Genomic DNA, 20,025 nt, shown 5'->3' on the forward strand with positions numbered 1-20,025 from the left:
CTTTTTTGAGGTTACAGAGAGCCAATTCTTGCCTTTGGGCGGAGTGTGGTTGCCAGCACTCCGTTGAAGGCGGTCGCACCCAATAGCGTGAGCAACATCGCATCGGGGCCAAATTCGCGGATCAACTGCCCTCCAAGGAACGGAAAGCCGAACAACCCGAGAAAATAGGCTAAGGTGAAGATCTGTGAGGTAACTGGTACGGAGAGCCCACGCTCGCCGGCGAGATTGACGGCCATTCCGTTAAGGGTGGAATAGCTGAGCCCGTATCCTGTGGCGAAGATTGTGGCGGCCAGGATATAGAGCAGACTGTTCTCAGTATTGACAATTAACAACGCCAATGAGGCGCCGGTCGCGATAAAGAGCGTGAGCGCAAGGCGGTGTACAGGCATGCGGTCCAGCATGTGGGCGACAGAAAACCGAAGCGCCACGCTGGTAAGGGTGAATACCAGGAAGAAGAGGTCGGGATTAAGCCGACGTGATGCTGCATAGGCGCTCTGATAGGTTGACAGCCCCGAGAAGATACAGGCCGCAACCACTATCATGACGATCGGTGCGGCCGTCGCGTGTCGAAGCAGAGCGACAGCCGTGGTCAAGGTGACCTCGATGTGCGGCATAGGTACTGAGGGGATGCTCAACATGGCGCGTCGCGCCACGCCTACGCAGATGGCTGCGATGACGCAGGCGATCGCGAACAGTACGTACATGATCGCCATTGAGCCTGTGTATTCTGCCAAGAAGTGGCCGAGCGGAGCTGCTAGGCCAAGGCCGGCCATCTGCGCGCCAGACAAGATCGTCAGATGTTGGATACGCGCCGTGGGGTGTAGATGACGGATGATCTGCAGCGGCGACAGGATGAACAATACGGACCACCCCACGCCAACGAGCATGCCGCCTGCATAGGCGATTCGCGCGTCGAAGACTGCAGCGGCAAAGGCTGCCATGGCCAGCGCCATCACGATCGAGGCGGCAGCTATCGTCGGCATAATTCCAATACGCTGAGCCAGGCGACCTGCCAGGCAGCAACACACGATTGTTGTAACCATGCCACTTGAAATAATGGAGCCCGCGACGTCACGCTCCATACCGAGCATTTCCATATATTCCGGCAATATGAAGCTCGTGCCATAGGCTGCAGCAATGACGCTCGATGCGAGCAAAAATGGTCCGGAAGCGCGGTAGGGCAGTCTGCAAGCGAGGCGGTCTGCAGCTGCAGGGGGCACATCGGCGATACGCAAGATAGAGGACCGTGCCGTGCTCATATGATCGCGCTCATCTTTTCTGCCGCTGTCATTGCATCGGACACAGCGTTCTGCTCGGCCGGACTCTCGTAGCCGCCGAGGAGTTGCCCCGATTGATCGACATAAAATGGCTGTCCGAGGAGGCTGTTGATAATGAGGCTATTGCGGTAAGCCACCAGCGACAGGTTTGCGCTCTGTAATCCGTGCTGGAGACGACTTTGATTCTGCAAATAGACCGGTCCTGGCATGTTCTGCGTGAAGCTGACCGCGTAGTCAGGGCCGAGCACGGGCAGGTCGTCCTCCATGTGCGCGCTCCCTAGGAGCGACTGCAAAAAGAGGGGAGTGCGCGGCCGAAAGCCCGTAGCGAGGACTATGCGATCAACGACGATCCTGTGATGCTGCTGCTTCGTGAGACCGGTCAGATCTACTTGCCAGCGCTTGTTGAGCGGCGTGATGTGCTTGACGACGACACTGGGGAGTAAATGGAAACTCTCAGACAATGCACCTTCCACCTCTCGTTCATACAGAACGTCATAGAGCCGATTGCACAATTCGGCTGAAATGCCATCGCTTGTCAGCTTTTCATTGTCGATGATGGCACGGCGGTGCTGAAGCGGCAGGGCGTGAAAGCGCCGGCTGTAACGGGGCATATAGGCCTCGTTGACGAAACTGGTATCGTCCATCGCAAACAGGTTTGAGCGCGAAGTGACCCAGGTTATCCGAGGAGAATCGGCGCGATTGAGCATGTGCTCGGCAATCTCCGCGCCGCTCTGACCACCTCCCACAATGAGCACATGCTCGTCCGGTCGAGGTGAGCCACGGTCAAGATAATCGGCCGCATGGTAGACGCTGTCGCCAATGTACGGTTTAGCGCACGGGGGGATCTTTGGCTCAACGCCAACTGCTATCACCACGGCGCGCGCCAGGTATGAAGTTGTGCTCGTACTGACGCGATAGGCGTCCCTGAAGGGGGCAACGTCTAAGACTTCTTCGTTGAAGCGGACCGTGCCGAGTTGACGTGCGACCCACCGATAATAGTCAGTGAACTCCCGCCGCGAAGTCGAGCCGTTGCGTTTGTTGATGAAACTGTAGAGCCGCCCGTGGTGTGCGAGGTAATTTAGGAAAGAATAGGGACTGGTAGGGCTTACCAAGGTCACGCAATCCTTGAACGGCGATACTTGTAGGCGGCTGTTTGGAAGCGCCATCCCCGGATGCCAGCAGAATGCTTCGCGCTTCTCCAGGAATAGTGCGCGTAGAGGTGTAGGTTCAATCAGCGCTGCTAGGCTGAGATTGAACGGACCGATTCCGACGCCGATGACATCCAGCGAATCCACGAAGTTTTCTCTCACGCTTTTGTAAGGTCCCGCTTGAGGAAGATTGTCAGTTGCCGCGTATGAAAGCCTACAATCTGACGCCGCGTGAGATGCAAGATGTTTTGTCGTCTTCCGTACCGAATGTTTTGAGTGAGGTGCCGCCTCTCCTCGCTAACTGCGTCTCACATACGGACGAGTCTCATCGGCGAAAAGACGTAGATCGGCATAAAGCCATGCCAGGACATGTGCGTAATAGTGACCGGCCGCGCCCAAGCGATGTAAACGACTGTCGCGTCTGCTGAAAGCGTTCTCTTTTGGCTGCTGGCGGACACAGCTTGCTGAGAATGCGATACGACTTGAGGTGTTGCGGCTGCCGCTGTCTGAGTGAGGCGAGGCGTGCGATAGAAAAGCCTATCCTCAAGCTCGAAAGCTCTTTGTTAGTCGCAAAAAGTTCTTCAGCAGAGCATCCCCTTGTGGGGTCAGTATCGATTCAGGATGGAACTGGACGCCAAAAGTCGGTTGATCGCGATGCGCAATGGCCATGATCTCGCCCTCGTCCGAGCGCGCCGTTACTATGAGGTGTGAGATGTGTGACTGATCGATCTCAACAATAAGGGAATGGTAGCGCCCCACGCAGAGAGGAGAAGGCAGTCCTTCGAATAGCCCTGCGCCGCCATGCGTGACGTATGAGGACCGGCCGTGCATGGGGCGACGTGCACGTGCCACCTGTGCGCCGAACACACTCCCGATGCACTGGTGTCCAAGGCAAATGCCGAAGATCGGGACACGGCCTGAAAGTTCGCGAACGATCGAGGTAGATATTCCCGCCTCTGATGGGGAGCAGGGGCCGGGGGAAATGACCACGGCGCTCGGCTTGAGACGAGCAATATCACCGACGCCGATCACGTCATTTCGGACCACTTCCGTTGCTTCACCGAGCCTGCGGAAGTAGCGGGCAATGTTGAAGACGAAGGAATTGTAGTTGTCGATGATGACAATCAAGGATCACCGGTAGAATTTGTGGCAAATGCGTCAAACATTCGCTGTGCCTTTACGATTGTCTCCTCGTATTCGGCCGCTGGATCCGACATCGCCGTTATCCCGCCCCCTGCGTGAAACACAGCCAAGCCGCCATCGATCGTGACAGTGCGGATTGCAATATTCGTATCCATGTGGCCGTTGAAGGCGATGAAGCCGATCGCCCCGCAATAGACCTCTCGCGCCACTCGCTCGATTTCGGTAATAATTTCCATCGATCTCACCTTCGGCGCTCCGGTGATGGAGCCGCCCGGAAAGCAGGCGCGAAGAAGGGCAACCGCATCTTGGCTTTTTTCGAGTTCACCCGTAACGACCGACACGAGGTGGTGCACCGAGGCGTAGGATTCGAGATTGCACAGCGCTGGAACGTCAACTGAATGCGAAGTGCATACACGTGACAGATCACTTCGTAAGAGGTCGACGATCATGATGTTCTCGGCACGATCTTTGTCCGAGGTGACCAGGAGTTGAGCCCGACGCTTATCTTCCTTGGAATCGGTAGACCGCGCGCTCGTGCCTTTGATGGGGCGCGTTTCCACCCCTCGCCCGTCGAGCTTCAGGAAACGCTCCGGCGAGCTCGATGCAATGGTGAGAGTGCCGTAGCGCAGAAGCGCTGCAAACGGTGCCGGGTTCAATGACCGCAGTTGGCAGTAGAAGGCAACGGGATCAAATGAGGTCGGCAAGCGCGCGCTAAAACGCTGCGCGATGTTGACTTGAAAGACGTCTCCGGCCTGAATCAGGTCGATCACGCGTTGGACCGCCGCCATGTAGCCCTCGCGGCTGAAGTTCGAGTGCCATGGTCCGACCGCGCCATAGGCGTCATTCCGCGCCGGATTTGAGGTAGCAAGAAGAGCTGCGAACTCATTGGCTCGATGGCGTGCACGCGCAGCTCGGCGCGCGGGATCCTGCTCCGGCCACCCTGTAGAGAAGATCCAGCATCTGTTCTCGTGGTGATCGTAGCTGACGACCACGTCATAAAAATGCAGAATGGATTGCGGCAAGCGGTGTTCGGAGGCTGCCGGAACTGGCAATCGCTCCAACGTCCTGTTCAGGTCGTAACCAAAGTATCCGGCCGCCCCGCCCTGAAATGGCGGCAGATCAGGGCGATGCTTTTGCGGATAGTTAGCAAGCAGCGTGCGAAGGACGTCCCATGGATCACCGTCAAGAGCTCGCTCGTTCCAACTTGCCCGTCCGTCCGCGACCATATAGGTGCCGAACGGATCGCAGGTCAGATACGAGTAGCGCCCAAGGATCCCGTGGCTTGATGCGCTATCAAGAAATGTAAGATGGGAGCGGCGGGCGAGGCGGCGCATTGCCGTGACAGGGGCGATCCATTGCAGCTCTTGGACATGCATTGGCTATCAGTCACCAGCGAGTGGTGTTCGCGCGCCTCCGATTGTGACCCGCCAAGCGAGAGCGAGGTTCGATCGGAGGCAAGTTCGTGAGACCGGCGGTCAGCTTAGCCTCAGCCAGCAGAGACCGAGCGGCGAGTGAGGAGCCGCACATCGGTCGATACACAATAGTCTGCCGCGAACCGCAGTTCGCGCAGCGGCCGTACTCGCCTGATCGATTCCTGGTAAAGATCATGCGCCTTGTAGGCTGCGAGTGCCGCCTCGCTCTCGAACTCACCATAAACGATAACGTCGATGTCGTTACCGAGCTGGTCGCTCTTGCGGTTGCGAGCAACCTCCAGCCGGTTTGCATGCGGGATATTCGTGAGAACCGATAGGCCTTCGATGATCCGGTCAATGTGCGCCTCATCCTTGGCGGTGAATAGAACGATGTGACGGATCATGGTTGGCTCTAGGAGTGCTATTAGGGATGCGGCGCATAACTAACTTGGGATCGTGCGCTGCGCAATGCACTCTGCTGCATCGTTGCTTGATGATAAATTGTTCGCTGTTGTACCCCGCACTCCGTAACTCACCTCGGCAGGGGCGTTTCTTGATCAGGAGGATGGGCCAGGCGCTCAATGGTTTGAATGTGACGCGCGAGCAGATTACAGGCTTGGTCAAGGTTGCGCCCTCGCAGGGCCTGCAAGATGAGGCGGTGATCTTGGTTGGACCGTGGGCGCCAGCCGGCCGTCCGCGCCATCGCGAACACTAGCCTAGAGTTCGCAAGCTGTAGTTCGTCAAGGCTGGCGAGCAGTCGCGGCATCGCACAGGGTGCAACCAGAGCGTAGTGAAAGGCCCGATTGGCCATCTCGAAATCCTCAATGGTCTTGGCATTGTCACCTTCAATGAGGGCGAGTTCGATGCGTGCCAGGTGGACCGATGAGAGCTTTGGAGCTGCATTGCGCAGCGCGACCACCTCGAGTGCAGCACGCATCTCGGCGATCTCCTTCACCGAATTCGTGTCGAGCGGAGCAACCCGCACGCCGCGGCGAGGCGCACTCACAACAAGATGTTGAGCCTCCAATTGTCGAAAAGCCTCGCGCACCGGGACGTGACTTGAGTTGAATTCCCGCGCGACATGATCCTGCCGAAGTGGGGAGTCTGGCTGCAGCGCGCCGTTGATAATGCGCTCACCAATCGATTCGGCGATGCGTCCTGCGGTCGTCCTGTTCTCGCTCATCATAGATTATCTACTGGAAAAATGCGTGCGCCCCGACAATGCATCGACTAGCATCAATCCAATGTCGCTGACGATAGATAATTCGCGCGATTATCTATGATTATGGGCTCGATGCTTATGAACGTTTGTGCGGGAGTTGACCGAAACGGAGGCTGCGAGCTCGTGCAGGTGGACGGGGAATGGCAGCGCGCCGCGGCCGAGGCGCTCTATCATCTGCCTTTCGCTGAGCTGATGTTTCGAGCACAAAGCGTTCATCGCAACAACTTCGATCCAAACCACGTCGAAACAGCGAGCCTGCTCAGCGTCAAGACCGGCGGCTGCCCGGAAGACTGCGGCTACTGCGCGCAGAGCGCGCACTACGAGACAGGGGTGAAAGCAACCCGCCTGATGGATTGCGCCGACGTGGTTGCGGCTGCACAGCGTGCCAAGGAGGCGGGCGCGACCCGCTTCTGCATGGCTGCGGCTTGGCGAAGTCCTAAGGACCGCGATCTCGATAGGGTCTGCGAGATGGTCATCGCGGTCAAGGATCTTGGCATGGAGACCTGCGTCACGCTCGGCATGCTGACGCCGAAACAGGCGACGCTGCTCTCCGAGGCGGGGCTCGACTTCTACAATCACAACGTGGACACCTCGCCTGATTTTTACAGCAGGATCATCACCACCCGCACGCTGCAGGACCGGATTGACACGCTTGAGCACGCACGCGAAGCGGGCATCAAGATCTGCTGCGGCGGCATTATCGGTATGGGCGAGCGTGTTGAGGACCGCCTCGACATGCTCGTCCTGCTCGCCAACCTCCGAGAGCCTCCGGAAAGCGTGCCGATCAATCTTTGGAACGAGGTCAAGGGGGTTCCTGTCATTGATACCGCGGCGGCTCCCGATCCGATCGCGCTGGTGCGTCTGGTCGCAACCGCCCGGATCATGATGCCGAAGAGCGTGATTCGGTTGTCCGCCGGACGACATGACATGACCGACGAATTGCACGCTCTGTGCTTTTTGGCAGGTGCAAATTCAATTTTTATCGGCGACGTGCTGTTGACCACGAAAAATCAGAAAGCGGACCGCGACGCAAAGTTGCTGACCAAGCTCGGCATCACATCCGCCCTGGCCTGAATCATACGGGCAGCGAGCGCTTTGTATAAGACCTTCAAATTAGGTGAGAAATGCAGATTACTTTGTTGAAAGGAAAAATCCACTGCGCATCGGTGACCGAAGCCGATCTGCACTATGAGGGCTCGATTTCAATTGATCGCGCGCTGCTGGACGCGGCCGGGTTCCTGGTGAACGAACGCGTGGAAATTCATAATGTCGAAACCGGCGCGCGGTTCGCCACTTTTGTCACCGAAGCGCCGCGCGGCTCGGGTGCCGTAGACTTGAACGGTGCGGCTGCGCGACTTGCCTTGCCCGGAGACAAAATCAGCATCCTTGCCTACGTCTTGCTCGATGAGGCGGAGGCCCAGACGTTCAGACCCCGCATCGTGCTCGTCGATCGAGAAAATCGAACAGTGCCGGTTTGATCGCCAATCGGCCAACCGAAGCCGATTTTCTGCGCGCTGACCAGAATTTTGCGCGATTTCTAACCTCTGGGAGTGCACAATGAACTCGGTCCACCCGGGAAAAGCTGCCCCATATATTTCGGCCTTGAACGTCCTGAAAGAAATCCACCGGTTGCGGAGCCTCAATCCGCGTGCAGGAATCGATTTCACGTCAAACGACTATTTGGCGCTCGCGAGCGCGCCGCGCATGAAGAACGCCGTCTTGGCAGCGATCGAAGCCGGCACACCGATCGGGGCCGGCGGTTCGCGGCTGCTGCGCGGCAATTGCGAGGAACACGAAAGTCTGGAAGCCGAAGCTGCCAATTTCTTTGGTGCCGAAGCAGCGCTCTTCTTTGGCAGCGGTTATGTCGCAAATTTTGCAGTCCTGACGACGGTGCCGCAGAAAGGCGATCTGCTCGTTCTCGATTCTCTGATGCACGCGAGCATCCATGAAGGTGCGCGAGCCGGCCGCGCTGACTTTCGGATGAGCACGCATAACGACCCAGAGTCGGTTGAAAGCACGATTCGTGACTGGCGGGCAAAGGGCGGCGTTGGCCGCATCTGGATCGTGGCCGAAAGTCTCTACAGCATGGACGGCGATTTCGCGCCGCTCAAAGAGCTGGTTGCGCTCGCCGACCGGCATGATGCGTTCCTGATGGTGGATGAGGCCCATGCCACAGGTGTTTACGGTGCGAAGGGACGGGGGCTCACCGCCTCCTACGAGGGACGAGAAAATCTCCTGGTCGTTCATACTTGCGGCAAGGCGCTCGGCGCTGCGGGGGCGCTTGTCACGGCATCCGGCATTCTGCGAGACTTCATGGTCAATCGGTGCCGTCCATTTATCTTCGCCACCGCTCCCTCGCCGTTGCTCGCAGTCGCCGTTCGAGAGGCGATTCTGATCCTGCAGCAGGAACCCGAGCGTCAGCAGCGCCTCAGCGAACTGGTCGCGTTCACACATGGGCAGATCAAGCAGCGCGGTTGGACAAGTCCGTCGGACTCGCAGATCGTGCCATACATCGTGGGCGACAACGCGCGTGCGATGCGGCTTGCCTCTGCGCTGCAGGCTCGCGGCTTCGACATCCGTGGAATCCGCCCGCCAACCGTGCCGACGGGCACGGCCCGCCTGCGAGTGTCGCTGACGCTCAATGTCGCCGAGAGTGACGTACGCGCAATGCTCGATGCTCTGGTCGAGGAGACGGAAGGTAGACTTCAATGAGTTCAAGGATCGTGGTGACGGGCACAGATACCGGGATCGGAAAGACGGTGTTTTCTGCTGGGCTCGCGAACCTTCTCGGCGCAAATTATTGGAAACCGATCCAGGCTGGCCTCGACGGAGAGTCCGATACCGAGACAGTCGCACGGTTAGGCGGCTTGTCGGCCGCTCGCATCATCCCAGAGTGCTACCGCCTTCGAACCCCCGCTTCGCCCCACTACTCTGCTGAGGTCGATGGAATTCGCCTTGATGCAAATTCGCTCGAGGTGCCGGACACGGGGGGACAGCCATTGGTCATCGAGGGCGCGGGCGGGCTGATGGTGCCGCTGAGTGGCGATACACTTTACATCGATGTGTTCGAGCGCTGGCGGCTTCCTGTTGTGCTCTGCGCGAGTACAGAGCTGGGCACTATCAATCACTCACTGCTCTCGATAGAGGCTCTCCGAAAACGTGAGATCCCCATTCTCGGGATGGCCTTCATTGGCGAAAGAAACGCCGAAACTCAGACCGTCATCCGCGAGATGGGCCGGGTGCGTTGGCTAGGACGATTGCCATGGCTCTCTCCCCTCACCCCCGATACGCTGCAGGCGGCGTTCATAACCTCATTTCGGGCAGATAGTTTCAACTTGCATGCCAAAGAATAAGTCTCCGATCTGGCATCCGTTCACGCAACACGCTCTTCAAGACGAAATGACGAGGGTTGTTCGTGGAAGTGGTGCCTATCTCCACACTTCGGATGGTCGCCGTATCATCGATGCAATCTCATCCTGGTGGGTGGTGACGCATGGTCATTGCCATCCACATATTGTGCGCGCAATTCAGGAACAGGCAGGCAAGCTCAATCAGATTATCTTTGCCGGTCATACCCACGATCCTGCGGAGGAAGTTGCCGCGCAGCTTCTGAAGCTGGCGCCCCGCGGGCTCGAGCATGTCTTTTTCTCGGACAGCGGCTCAGCAAGCGTCGAAGTCGCGCTAAAAATGGCGCTTGGCTATTGGCATAATGTAGGCAAGCAACGAATCCGCATCGTCGTGATGCAACATTCCTATCATGGCGACACAATAGGTGGGATGTCGGTCGGAGCCCGCGGTGTCTTCAACGAGGCGTACGGACCCTTGCTGTTCGACGTCACCTCAGTCCCGTTTCCCGCAACAGGTCGTGAACAGGAGACGTTGGACGCCCTTGAGTCCGCATGTCGAAACGAGATTCCGGCAGCCTTTATTGCGGAGCCTCTGATCTTAGGGGCCGGCGGAATGCTGATGTATCCAGCCTGGGTACTCAGGGAGATGAAGCGGATCTGCGAGGCATCGGACGTCCTGTTCATTGCCGATGAGGTCATGACCGGCTGGGGCCGCACGGGAACACTCTTCGCCTGCGAGCAAGCCAATATCACACCGGATATCGTCTGTTATTCCAAGGGCATTACCGGAGGAGCGCTTCCCCTCGCGGTAACACTCTGTCGCGCGGATATTTTCGATGCCCACTACTCGAAAGATCGCACGCGTACTTTCTTTCATTCGAGCTCATATACCGCAAATCCTGTGGCCTGCGCGGCCGCAAGAGCCAATCTGGAGCTCTGGCAAGATCCCAATACTCGCCAACGCGCGGCGGCGATCGCCGTGATGCAAGAACAGGCACTTGAACCGTTCCGGGCCGATGCACGCTTCGAAAATGTTCGTCGAACCGGCACGATTACAGCACTTGATCTGAAGACGAGCGATTCGGGTTATCTTGCGGACATAGGTCCCAAGCTTCACGCCTTCTTCAAGAATCGAAATCTGCTGCTGCGGCCGCTCGGCAATACGGTCTACGTGATGCCGCCGTACTGCGCGACTGCGGCAGATCTCGATGAAATCTATGCTGGCATCTGGGATGCCGCGGATGCGCTGGCTGGAAAGGAAGCACTGCGGGCATAGAACGCGAAAGCGAGCGTTATTAACCTCTCGGCGCTGTTGGGATGATCGCAATCGCCAAAACCCGACCCTGCCGTAGGCGTCAGTAAAGGACTGAGAAAGCGCTGAAATTGGCGCGCGTCCGATCCGGGCCGACGCAACCCGCTATACGTTCAGCCAGCCCGCAAATTACGAACGCTGATCTGAACCGTGGCTGTTCGTCGCCTGTCCCAGCGGACCTACAAAGATGCAACGTCTCGGATCACCGGCCAAGATCGGCGTACCGACCTCATCCACATGACATCGACACCTCATCCTGCGTGGTGGCGGATTGTCGGTTCGCGACGAAATGTCGGTAAGTTGACGATGGGTACGGTCAACCAGAGCGCAATAAATTGACAATTCAGGCCGGCACGCGACTTGCTTTGTTTAGGGCGCCATACCGATTGTTTTCGAGAGCGGGGCCAGGTCGATCGGCAATTTCGAGCAAAGGCGCGGAGCTAAGTTATGTCGCAAACCGACGTCGAGCATTTCGTCAACGATTTAGGAAAAAAAGGTACTCTGCTTAAAAGTATCAAACCAGTTGCTACGGGTCTTGCACCGATTGTAGCGATGGCAAAGAGCCTCGACTACGATTTCACCCTTGATGACGTTAAGAGCTACATCCGGGTGGACCGCCGACAGAAGTCGAGGGAAAAGAAGCCAAAATCTATTGCGGGCCGCAAGCACTGTTCCGGCGCTGAAGCATTGAGCAGTCTTGTACAAACCCGTGATTTGGCTAATTGCGCTATGGACCTGCCGACGAGCACTATGCAAGTGGCGGAAGTGTTCCCGAGCTTCGCTGCGGTCGTCCTTATTGTTGTTATTGTTGTCTCGGTCGCATGAAAGGAAACCTCGTCGGGGGTGAGATCATGCGGTCAGGCCTACAAGATGACGGTTTAGGGGCGCACCCGTACGGTCAAAGCGAACACTGTCGACAGATTGTTGACCGGCTCACCCCCGAGCGGCGACACGCGTTTTCGCACGTCAAGCGCTTCATGGAGCGGCTGGCCGGTGACCTAGAGTTCCGTAGGGCACTTTCGGAGAACACCGACGCCCCCCGGGCTGTAACAGAGCGCTACGGCATCGAGGTTGACCCGATGGAGATGCTGCCGCTCTGGCGCGAGGGTTACGTCAAATATCGCTTTAAGCCGGAGTCGGCCCCGTGGCCGCTGGCGATGATGTGGGACGAGCATATGGGCGAGATGTTGCGTCATCGCGACCTCCTGCGCGACCAAGGCGGAATGTCGACGATCAATCCTCGCTTTCATGCTTGGCGTGAGCGCCAAATTCGGCGTTGCAGCGACGAATTGGGCAAATCGGCGCCGGCGGTCACCCATCCCATTCTCGCTTTCGAGCTGAGCGAAGGCTGCAGCGTCGGTTGTTGGTTCTGCGGACTCTCGGCCGATAGCTTTCAAGGCTATTACGAGTATAGCAAAGAGCATGCAGAGCTTTGGCGCGGCGTGGTCGGCGTCGCGAGCGAGATGTTTGGTCCGGCGGCCCGTACTGGCTTCTGCTACTGGGCCACAGAGCCTATGGACAATCCACACTACGACCGATTTCTGTTCGACTACTATCAGATCACGGGCACATTGCCGCAAACAACGACGGCAGTCCCGCTCAAGGATGAGGCCCTCACGAGGCGAGTGCTCGAACTGTTCAACCTGCATGGAACTACGACGAATCGTTTTTCCGTGCTGAGCACAAGACATCTCAATGAGATCCACTCGGCATTTTCGCCTGAGGAACTGATGCGAGTCGAACTCATCCTGCAGGGCAAGCAGGCGCCGATCGCAAAGGCTCTGACAGGACGTGCGCTCGAGCGGAAGGAGAAGCTCAGGGTCGTCGACAAAGATGATGCAATCGCCATCCTGGAGCGCGATCACACGACCATCGCGTGTGTTTCGGGCTTCCTCGTCAATATGCGGCAGGGGCGTTTACAACTGGTCACGCCGGTACCGGGTAGCGAACGCTGGCCCCTCGGGTACCGCATCCTGGGTCAACATTTCTTCAGGACGCCTGACGAGTTTAAGGAGGGGATGCAGAGTATGATCGATCAACATATGCTCGATAGCCCAGCCCCAGACCTGCCGATCCGCTTCCGCAGGGATTTGCAATACGAACCAGGAAACCAGTACTTTCATCTCCGCTCACGTAACAAGGAACACCGGGTGCTCGACGACGTCGGTCCGATCTCCGTTGGGGAGCTCATTGCGTGCGGCAACTGCACCGCGTCGGAGCTGGTTAGGCGGGTCACGACAGACGCAACCAGCGTACTTGCGGTCGCGGACCTGCTCGATCAGTTATACGCAGCGGGGGTCATCGAAGAGGACCTCAATGACCGCTTCACCTGAGAAAGACCGGATGGCGAAGCCACATGGAAGGGCCAAACACGCGGCTTCCTGTGCGGCCTTGGCTTCATTTCTCATCGAGGCGCTGCACCACGTCCCTCTGAACGAACCGCGGCGTCTTACCATCTGCCGGTATGGAGCGTAATGACAAAGCTGCACAAGTCGGTCGAGCCCCAGGGCCAACGATACGCAGCCATCGGCTGACAGAGTAGCGCAGGGTACAGTGAACTTCATGGACGCTTCTCCATCAGGAAACGAATTCGGCCAGCCGCCGGGCCTAATAGTGGTACTCGTATCCAAGCCCTTCGCACGGCAGAGCTGCGAACTTTTTAGGCTGGAGTGTCTCGACGGGTACTTGGCGCCGTCGGATATCGTAGGAAAAGCAGCGGCGCGTCGCCGAAAACTACGACGCGCCGACGATTGGTGGCCGTAAACGCGGCGTGAAGGGCTGTACGCGAGCCAATTGTTCGCGTGCTGCCGGTTGGTGCGCTAAGGCCGCCGCTGCGCATGTTCCGGCAGTGCCTTTACGCTGTCCCCGGCATCGCCCTCTTCTCCGACGTCCTCGTCTTCACCTCCTGCGCCGCGCATGAAGACCCAAGTCATCGAGGTCGAGTTTGGCGCTCGCACCTGCAGCTCAATTTCATATAGGGAAGTGAGAGATGTCTCGACCTCAACCTCGCGCCTTGGCGGAGTCCTCAGTGCGAGTGAGGGGGACCGCTTCTTCTCTGGCAGATGGACGCGCGCCACGAACCGGGCCGACCTTATCCGATGGCGAGCAGGACCTTCCTTTGATGATCGCGCTACCATTTGGATGTTTAGCTGCGTCTGTTCTTGACTTTTGAGGCGCACATTTGTCTTTTCGGCTCGCCACTGGCGGTTTTCTGCTGTCTTCCTGACAAGCGACGACTCCAGCTATGCGGATCGGCTGACGGATCAAACTTAAGATGAGCCACATTTCGGACCGGCCTATTGAACGCGTCACGATTCCAGTGCTGCAGCAGTGGAAAGGCGAGGGGCGGCGTGTTGCTATGACCACCGCTTACGATGCGGTCACGGCTCGCATCGCCGACCCCATTGTCGACATTCTCCTTGTCGGGGATAGCGTTGGCAATGTCTGCCTCGGTTTCGACAATACGCTACCGGTCAGTATGGCGATGATGAACCATCACCTCGAAGCCGTGGCGCGCACAAGGCCTCATGCCTTGCTTGTTGCCGATATGCCCTTTCTAAGCTTTCACCTCAGTCCCGAGGAGACGATTCGCAGCGCCGGAGGCTTCCTGCAGCGGGGGGCCGATGCCGTGAAACTCGAGGGTGGAGCAAAGCGTGCCGACACGGTACGCGCCTTGATCGATTGCGAGATTCCAGTGATGGGCCATCTCGGCCTGACGCCGCAGAGCGTCAATATGATGGGTGGTTTCAAGGTGCAGGGCCGGAAAGCCGATGATGCCTTGCGTCTGCTCGACGACGCCCACAGTCTGCAGGAGGCCGGATGCTTCGCTCTCGTCCTGGAGGGCATCCCGGCCGAGCTCGCCGCTCGAGCGACCGAGTCCCTGACGATACCGACGATCGGGATCGGGGCTGGTCCCAGTTGTTCCGGCCAGGTGCTTGTATTCCATGATGTGCTCGGCTTGACCGAAAGTCATCGGCCCAAATTCGTCCGCGCCTATGTCGAGGGTTTTCGGCTATTGCAGGAGGCGCTGTCCCGCTGGGCCGCAGATGTCCGCAATGGTGCATTCCCGGCGGCACAAGAATCGTATCGGCTTCCTGTAGGGTTGAGCGATGCGATCGCAAATTGGGCGCCTTCCGATCCAACCTGATGTCAAGCTCGAACATGCAAACGATTACGACGGTCGCTGAGCTTCGTGACGCTCTTGCAAAAGCGCGTGACAAACGTGTCGGCTTCGTGCCGACAATGGGCTATCTGCATGACGGCCACTTGGCGTTGGTCGAGGCAAGTCGTGCACAGTGCGACGTCACGGTCGTAAGTATCTTCGTCAACCCCACTCAGTTCGGGCCGACCGAGGACCTCAGCACCTATCCGCGCGACTTTTTGCGCGATGAAAAGCTGTGTCGCGATGCCGGTGTCGCGATCGTCTTCGCTCCAGAGGCACGGGAGGTCTATCCGGTTCAGTTTGAGACCTTTCTTGAACCCGGCGAACTAGCAAAATCATTGTGCGGGGCGTTCAGGCCGGGACACTTTCGAGGTGTCGCAACCGTCGTCTGCAAGCTGTTCAACATGGTGCAGCCGGATATCGCATTTTTCGGACAGAAGGAGTTCCAGCAATGCGCTGTCGTGCGGCGGATGGTAATTGATCTCAATCTTCCGATCGAGATCGTCACCGTGCCAACCGTTCGGGAGCCGGACAGGCTCGCCATGAGCAGCCGCAATCGATACCTCAATAAAGAAGAGCGCCGGAGGGCTCTTGCGATCAGTCGCGGTCTGTTCGCTGCGGAGGCTGAATTTCGTGTCGGCGAGCGCCAATGCGAGAAGCTCGTCGCGATCGCTAGGCGGCATTTGGACGAAGTCGACCGGCTGCAGTACCTCGAGCTGGTCGATGCCGACACGCTTGAGCCGGCCTCGAGTCCCCTGAGCCATCCTGCGGCTCTATGCGCTGCGGCTTACGTCGGGTCGACACGGCTGATCGATAACCTACTTCTTAAGCCGTAAGTGAGCACGTCATAGGGGCGATCAAGCTCTAGCGACCACATCGACCGCCACGACGCCGCGTGGTAAAACGGGATGATCATCACGCGCGAAGATCACTGCTGAACAAGAGCGCGGGCGTCCCGACTCTGCGCATAGCGAAACAAGTGCCAATCGAGGGGTGGCCGTCCTGTTTCTGTCCGATCCGGCCAATCTTGTCGTGTGGTGGTTGCGCGGCAATTTGTCTGCCGTCCGCAATCTCACCTTTTCTGAGCGCTGCGACACAAAACGCCACGCCATAATTTCATACGACTTGCCGTCCGTCTTCCTCAGTAAGGCATGCACTTGAGTTCGCCACATCAAACACAGCGGTCACATCTCAGCTGCCCGCAGTGATGACGCTGATCGAGCAGCTTGGGACGGCAATTGGTTTGCTGCCCTTTGACAGTGCGAGTCGGCGCTTACTTCCTCTAGTGCAGGCAAAATGCACGTCATTTCAATTCAAGTTAAAATTCGCCAGAAATCGGCTTTGAGCCGCAGGATTTAGGCTCAAATTCGCGCCGGATTGCAGCAATCAAGATCGGATCGCGCTTATAGTCACTAACCTCGGCGAAGCCGTTCCATGGAGTGGTTGCTTCGTCAAATCGATGCACATCAAACGCTTGCGCGGACCTCCGTACCGTCCGGCAGCTTGGGGTCGGCCGACGTTGCCTGCGCGCGTAGTGCTGAAACGCCGGGCAAGGATATCCACCTAATACCGCCATAGGAGGCGAGAATGCGTAATGGCTTCCATCATTCAGAACATGATCCAGGAATTTGCTGTGCTGTCTGCGGTGGAAGGTTCGGTCTGATCCGCTACTACTGCTGGCGAACGCCGCTTTGTTCCAAGAAATGCATCACGCGGTTCAAGGCGCGGCGAGAGGCCGATCAAGAATGGCTTCGCTGGTTGCGAGCGGCCTAATTAATCCCCGTGTACACAGACCTTGGGGGAGATTGCATTGCCGCGATGCGTCTTGAGCGTCCACCCGGGCCATAGGCGGTGTTACTGCGCGACAGTCGAGGAATACGCGTCAACCCTGCGCTTCCGCATGTGATCTGCGGTCGCCCGAGATTGGCACGCTTTTGAAACTCGAATCGTTGCAAAATCTCAGGCCGGACGGACTACCCTAATGGGCTATACCATGAAAGCCATCCTGGTGAATGACCGAACCCCGTACGGCGAGCAAACCTGCACGACCTGTTCTCGGCCGTTAGGTCCTGGTTACCTGCGAGATGTAGCAACGCGGAGAGAATATTGCGGCTACGATTGCTACCGACTCTGTCACCTAACAGACATCGCCATCCCTTTCCGCAACCAGCGTGCCTTCGTTGGGCATGATAGGAAAGATCTTGCTCCTGTTGGACTCGCAGCCCTGCTGACCGCGGCTTCGTGCTGGATACAGGTCGGGCTAGCCACAATGTCATGGATCAATACGATCGCGTACCCAGCAGAGCCGTCTAAAGCTGAAAGACCTCCGTCGGCTTAAGCGGGAGGAAACGCGAAGGCCTAGCTTTACTGCATGGTAAGTGCAGATTGAACTGATTTGACCCTCGCGTGGTGCGGAGAACGGCGACCAAACCCGCCCTGCGGCTGATTTCGAGTGAGAAGGACATATGTCAGGACGCAGGTGCTTCCTTTCGTTGAGCCGTATGCCAGCGCCTTTCGACAGAGGAGTCGCGAACGATAGAATGGCGCCGACCCATGTCATTGGTTGTCGTTGTGCAATGGTCGCTCGCGTTGGCGGGGCCACCGCCTCTGAAAGCGGCGGCCCCTTGCCGCGAAGCAGCCGGCTACGCGAAACATAGGCAGCTCCGCGGCTGCAGCACAATGAGCGCCCTCGATATGCGGGACAACGAGCTTCGCTCGTTAGCATTACCGGTTATGGTTTCCGCTGTGCAATGCTGCATGCTACTGTCGTGACCTGGTAAATGGGCCATTCAAAGCAACTGTTTGTTTGAGAGATAGATGTCGCTTTCGGTTGAGTTAATTGTCAAGGGCTATGTCAGGCTAAGGGATCGTGACGCGCTAGAGGACCTTCTTGCGCATCGGCGGGAGCTGCTGAGGCAACTAAGAAGCGTCACGGGCATCGATCCAAGACAAGCCGTCGAGCAGATAACCCAAGAAATCTCAGTAATCGAAGCTGGCCTTGCGATGATCGCGCCAGAGTGATTGGGCGCCCGACCATTCAGTTGTCGCGCAACTGTAGCGGCTCCGCCGCTCCCTGTCCCTGCGGGTTGCCCCAGGGCGACCAGCCCGAGTAAGGAACAGCAGCTCGCCCGATAACGCCTTCCAACGAACGAAGCGCCGCGCCGAGTATATGGCGCGGCGACCTCGGCTCGGCTGGACCCGGACGAGCAATGACCGGTCTGCGGAGCCTAGCGCCCCTCAGAACCGCCGCAACCAAACGCCTGCATTAAGCTTGATGTCGCCGCAGCGAGTTAATTCGGGAAAGGCTCAGCTAATGTTGGCAGCACGTCTTCGGCGGCATATGGCCTATCAGGGGAGTGATGACGTGCTGAGGCACGGCGGACGTGATCAGAACAAGCCCTGGCTTGAAAGCCAAAACTCCATATCAGATTTCGCTCGGCTTCGGTCTCGCGGCTTCACTTGCTCACCTGATTAGGCCGATCAAGAAAATCCAGGGCGGTTCTTATCTGCTCGAGCTGTTGCTCGATCCTTTCGCGCTGCCGAACATCTTGGGCCGAATCAAGCTGCTCGATAAGCTTCTGCTTTCGGGCAAGCAGATTTTTAATGACCGTGCTCATCCGACCTCCGTTGACCAGCTCGCAATCCATCGTACGATGCTGTTCAGTTCGTTATCAACATCCAGTGCGGCTCCTTGAGAAGCCAGAACAGCAGTTGGGGCCTGCGGCTCGCTGAGACTAGCGGTCGCGCCAAACGAGACAGTTGGGAGGATCGACCTGACGCATATTCATTTGATAACCTGCGTGATCGTGATCGTGGAGTACGGAGAACGACACTATGGGCCTAATGATGGGGACGGTGTCTCCGTTGTGCGCGTCGGCAATATCGGATACGCGATCTTGGGTGGGCGCCCGCTCAGTGAATTGAGAAAAGCAACAATATCGCTGTTCTCCTTCTCGCTGAGCTTGGCACCGAGCTGGACTTCACTCATAACACCTACGGCTTCCTTGAGCGTCCAAACCTGACCCGAATGGAAGTAGGGAGCCCGCAAAGCGACGTTGCGCAAGGGTGCAACGCGGAATACGTACTCGTCGCTGAGGACCTTGGTGACTGCGAACCGTCCCTTGTCGGCCGCGGGAAGCAGTTTGCTGTCGGGTTTTTCAAGCACACCAAACGGTACGAAGTCCTGCCCACCGATATTGATTCCGTTGTGGCAAGAAGCGCATCCCTTCTCCATGAACAGCTTTAATCCCTCTTTCTGCTGATCATCCAGCGCGTCGACGGCGCCATTAAGGTACTGATCGAACGGAGCCGCCGGCGTTGTGAGAGTTGCTTCAAAAGCCTCAAGTGCTTTCGCAAAATTGTCAAAACTAATAGCTGGTGTATCATCCGGAAACGCTTGCTTGAACATCCTGACATAGTCTTTCATCGAGTTTAACGTGTTCAACACGTGATCCGGAGTCGCATTCATTTCGACGCTCGCCTGAACGGGTCCCTTGGCTTGTGCCTTGAGATCCGGCGCGCGTCCGTCCCAGAACTGCGCGACATTAAACACCGAATTGTAGACGGTTGGCGCGCGACGCGCTCCCTTTTGCCAGCCGTGGCCAACTGAGGTCGGACCGACGTCGACCCCACCGGTGCCAAGATTATGGCAGGTCTTGCAGCTAATGATCCCGCTTGCCGAAAGGCGAGGATCGAAGAATAACATCTTACCGAGTTCGACCTTCTGGGCAGTGACAGGATTGTCCTTAACCGTGGGGGTCGCAGAGGGAATCGGCTTCAAACTCTGTCTGGCTGCCGTCATCAAATTGTCATCTGCAATAGCATGGAATGAGACGAACACTGCAACAGCAGCAATAGACGCCTTGCGCATCACGTGAGACTTCCGACTCTTTCAATACGACTACCAAGCACTATTCTTTAGAGAGCGCTCGCTACATGATGGCCTGCCGCCATGCAGGAACTGAGCCATCCCGCGCGAGTGCATCGCCGCTGGTCTCTCCCT

The 20,025-nt window shown here is 57.7% G+C and carries 18 protein-coding genes; 11 read left to right on the top strand and 7 right to left on the bottom strand.

Annotated features, from left to right (window positions below; all coding sequences use genetic code 11):
• Positions 1-11: 11 nt before the first annotated feature.
• The 6 genes from ACR9YP_RS10915 to ACR9YP_RS10940 form a co-directional block, all read right to left on the bottom strand.
• Positions 12-1,259, bottom strand: coding sequence for an MFS transporter (locus ACR9YP_RS10915; protein WP_474219720.1), 1,248 nt, complete (start codon positions 1,257-1,259; stop codon positions 12-14).
• On the bottom strand, positions 1,256-2,572 hold the full coding sequence (locus ACR9YP_RS10920) for a lysine N(6)-hydroxylase/L-ornithine N(5)-oxygenase family protein (protein WP_474219722.1): 1,317 nt from the start codon (positions 2,570-2,572) through the stop codon (positions 1,256-1,258). The genes ACR9YP_RS10915 and ACR9YP_RS10920 overlap by 4 nt, the downstream gene beginning before the upstream one ends.
• 396 nt (positions 2,573-2,968) lie before the next feature.
• Positions 2,969-3,553 carry an anthranilate synthase component II gene (locus ACR9YP_RS10925; protein WP_474219724.1) on the bottom strand — a complete coding sequence of 195 codons (585 nt, stop codon included), beginning with the start codon at positions 3,551-3,553 and terminating at the stop codon, positions 2,969-2,971.
• Positions 3,550-4,944 carry an aminodeoxychorismate synthase component I gene (gene pabB / locus ACR9YP_RS10930; RefSeq protein WP_474219726.1) on the bottom strand — a complete coding sequence of 465 codons (1,395 nt, stop codon included), beginning with the start codon at positions 4,942-4,944 and terminating at the stop codon, positions 3,550-3,552. The genes ACR9YP_RS10925 and pabB overlap by 4 nt, the downstream gene beginning before the upstream one ends.
• Positions 4,945-5,054: 110 nt before the next feature.
• Positions 5,055-5,384, bottom strand: a complete 330-nt coding sequence (locus ACR9YP_RS10935; protein ID WP_474219728.1) for a Dabb family protein — start codon at positions 5,382-5,384, stop codon at positions 5,055-5,057.
• 128 nt (positions 5,385-5,512) lie between these two features.
• A complete protein-coding gene (locus tag ACR9YP_RS10940) occupies positions 5,513-6,166 on the bottom strand; it encodes a GntR family transcriptional regulator (RefSeq protein ID WP_438102139.1) in 654 nt (217 codons plus the stop codon).
• 159 nt (positions 6,167-6,325) lie between these two features.
• Between ACR9YP_RS10940 and bioB the strand changes: the two genes are divergently transcribed.
• From bioB to ACR9YP_RS10995, 11 genes are all read left to right on the top strand, one after another.
• Positions 6,326-7,276 (top strand): biotin synthase BioB, encoded by a 951-nt coding sequence (bioB, locus tag ACR9YP_RS10945; RefSeq protein WP_474219729.1) that lies wholly within the window; start codon positions 6,326-6,328, stop codon positions 7,274-7,276.
• 50 nt (positions 7,277-7,326) lie between these two features.
• On the top strand, positions 7,327-7,680 hold the full coding sequence (gene panD, locus ACR9YP_RS10950) for an aspartate 1-decarboxylase (protein ID WP_474219730.1): 354 nt from the start codon (positions 7,327-7,329) through the stop codon (positions 7,678-7,680).
• A gap of 79 nt (positions 7,681-7,759) precedes the next feature.
• Complete coding sequence (locus ACR9YP_RS10955) at positions 7,760-8,914, top strand: 8-amino-7-oxononanoate synthase (protein WP_474219731.1); 1,155 nt, start codon at positions 7,760-7,762, stop codon at positions 8,912-8,914.
• Positions 8,911-9,555 (top strand): dethiobiotin synthase, encoded by a 645-nt coding sequence (bioD, locus tag ACR9YP_RS10960; RefSeq protein ID WP_474219732.1) that lies wholly within the window; start codon positions 8,911-8,913, stop codon positions 9,553-9,555. The genes ACR9YP_RS10955 and bioD overlap by 4 nt, the downstream gene beginning before the upstream one ends.
• Positions 9,542-10,825 carry an adenosylmethionine--8-amino-7-oxononanoate transaminase gene (locus tag ACR9YP_RS10965; RefSeq protein WP_474219733.1) on the top strand — a complete coding sequence of 428 codons (1,284 nt, stop codon included), beginning with the start codon at positions 9,542-9,544 and terminating at the stop codon, positions 10,823-10,825. Before bioD ends, ACR9YP_RS10965 begins: the two co-directional genes overlap by 14 nt.
• Positions 10,826-11,308: 483 nt before the next feature.
• Positions 11,309-11,686: a Nif11 family protein gene (locus ACR9YP_RS10970; RefSeq protein ID WP_438102134.1), complete on the top strand. Its 378-nt coding sequence runs from the start codon at positions 11,309-11,311 to the stop codon at positions 11,684-11,686.
• Between the two features lie 152 nt (positions 11,687-11,838).
• Entirely contained in the window at positions 11,839-13,194 is a 1,356-nt protein-coding gene (locus ACR9YP_RS10975; protein WP_474219735.1) for a radical SAM family RiPP maturation amino acid epimerase, read from the top strand.
• A 941-nt stretch (positions 13,195-14,135) separates the two neighbouring features.
• Positions 14,136-15,008, top strand: a complete 873-nt coding sequence (gene panB, locus ACR9YP_RS10980; RefSeq protein ID WP_438102130.1) for a 3-methyl-2-oxobutanoate hydroxymethyltransferase — start codon at positions 14,136-14,138, stop codon at positions 15,006-15,008.
• A 14-nt stretch (positions 15,009-15,022) separates the two neighbouring features.
• Entirely contained in the window at positions 15,023-15,859 is an 837-nt protein-coding gene (gene panC / locus ACR9YP_RS10985) for a pantoate--beta-alanine ligase (RefSeq protein ID WP_474219737.1), read from the top strand.
• Positions 15,860-17,840: 1,981 nt separating this feature from the next.
• Positions 17,841-18,044, top strand: a complete 204-nt coding sequence (locus tag ACR9YP_RS10990) for a hypothetical protein (RefSeq protein ID WP_438102128.1) — start codon at positions 17,841-17,843, stop codon at positions 18,042-18,044.
• A 383-nt stretch (positions 18,045-18,427) separates the two neighbouring features.
• Positions 18,428-18,718 carry a hypothetical protein gene (locus ACR9YP_RS10995; protein WP_474219739.1) on the top strand — a complete coding sequence of 97 codons (291 nt, stop codon included), beginning with the start codon at positions 18,428-18,430 and terminating at the stop codon, positions 18,716-18,718.
• Positions 18,719-18,855: 137 nt separating this feature from the next.
• Here ACR9YP_RS10995 and ACR9YP_RS11000 read toward each other — a convergent pair whose 3' ends face one another.
• Positions 18,856-19,893 (bottom strand): cytochrome-c peroxidase, encoded by a 1,038-nt coding sequence (locus tag ACR9YP_RS11000; RefSeq protein WP_474221030.1) that lies wholly within the window; start codon positions 19,891-19,893, stop codon positions 18,856-18,858.
• Between the last annotated feature and the right edge of the window lie 132 nt (positions 19,894-20,025).

This window comes from Bradyrhizobium sp. BR14999 (assembly GCF_056106085.1).

Coding starts and splice junctions, on each gene's coding strand:
- ACR9YP_RS10915 (WP_474219720.1), bottom strand. CDS start 1,259: ATGAGCACGGCACGGTCCTCTATCTTGCGTATCGCCGATGTGCCCCCT.
- pabB (WP_474219726.1), bottom strand. CDS start 4,944: ATGCATGTCCAAGAGCTGCAATGGATCGCCCCTGTCACGGCAATGCGC.
- ACR9YP_RS10935 (WP_474219728.1), bottom strand. CDS start 5,384: ATGATCCGTCACATCGTTCTATTCACCGCCAAGGATGAGGCGCACATT.
- ACR9YP_RS10940 (WP_438102139.1), bottom strand. CDS start 6,166: ATGATGAGCGAGAACAGGACGACCGCAGGACGCATCGCCGAATCGATT.
- panD (WP_474219730.1), top strand. CDS start 7,327: ATGCAGATTACTTTGTTGAAAGGAAAAATCCACTGCGCATCGGTGACC.
- ACR9YP_RS10955 (WP_474219731.1), top strand. CDS start 7,760: ATGAACTCGGTCCACCCGGGAAAAGCTGCCCCATATATTTCGGCCTTG.
- bioD (WP_474219732.1), top strand. CDS start 8,911: ATGAGTTCAAGGATCGTGGTGACGGGCACAGATACCGGGATCGGAAAG.
- ACR9YP_RS10965 (WP_474219733.1), top strand. CDS start 9,542: ATGCCAAAGAATAAGTCTCCGATCTGGCATCCGTTCACGCAACACGCT.
- ACR9YP_RS10970 (WP_438102134.1), top strand. CDS start 11,309: ATGTCGCAAACCGACGTCGAGCATTTCGTCAACGATTTAGGAAAAAAA.
- ACR9YP_RS10975 (WP_474219735.1), top strand. CDS start 11,839: ATGGAGCGGCTGGCCGGTGACCTAGAGTTCCGTAGGGCACTTTCGGAG.
- panB (WP_438102130.1), top strand. CDS start 14,136: ATGAGCCACATTTCGGACCGGCCTATTGAACGCGTCACGATTCCAGTG.
- panC (WP_474219737.1), top strand. CDS start 15,023: ATGCAAACGATTACGACGGTCGCTGAGCTTCGTGACGCTCTTGCAAAA.
- ACR9YP_RS10990 (WP_438102128.1), top strand. CDS start 17,841: ATGTCGCTTTCGGTTGAGTTAATTGTCAAGGGCTATGTCAGGCTAAGG.
- ACR9YP_RS11000 (WP_474221030.1), bottom strand. CDS start 19,893: ATGCGCAAGGCGTCTATTGCTGCTGTTGCAGTGTTCGTCTCATTCCAT.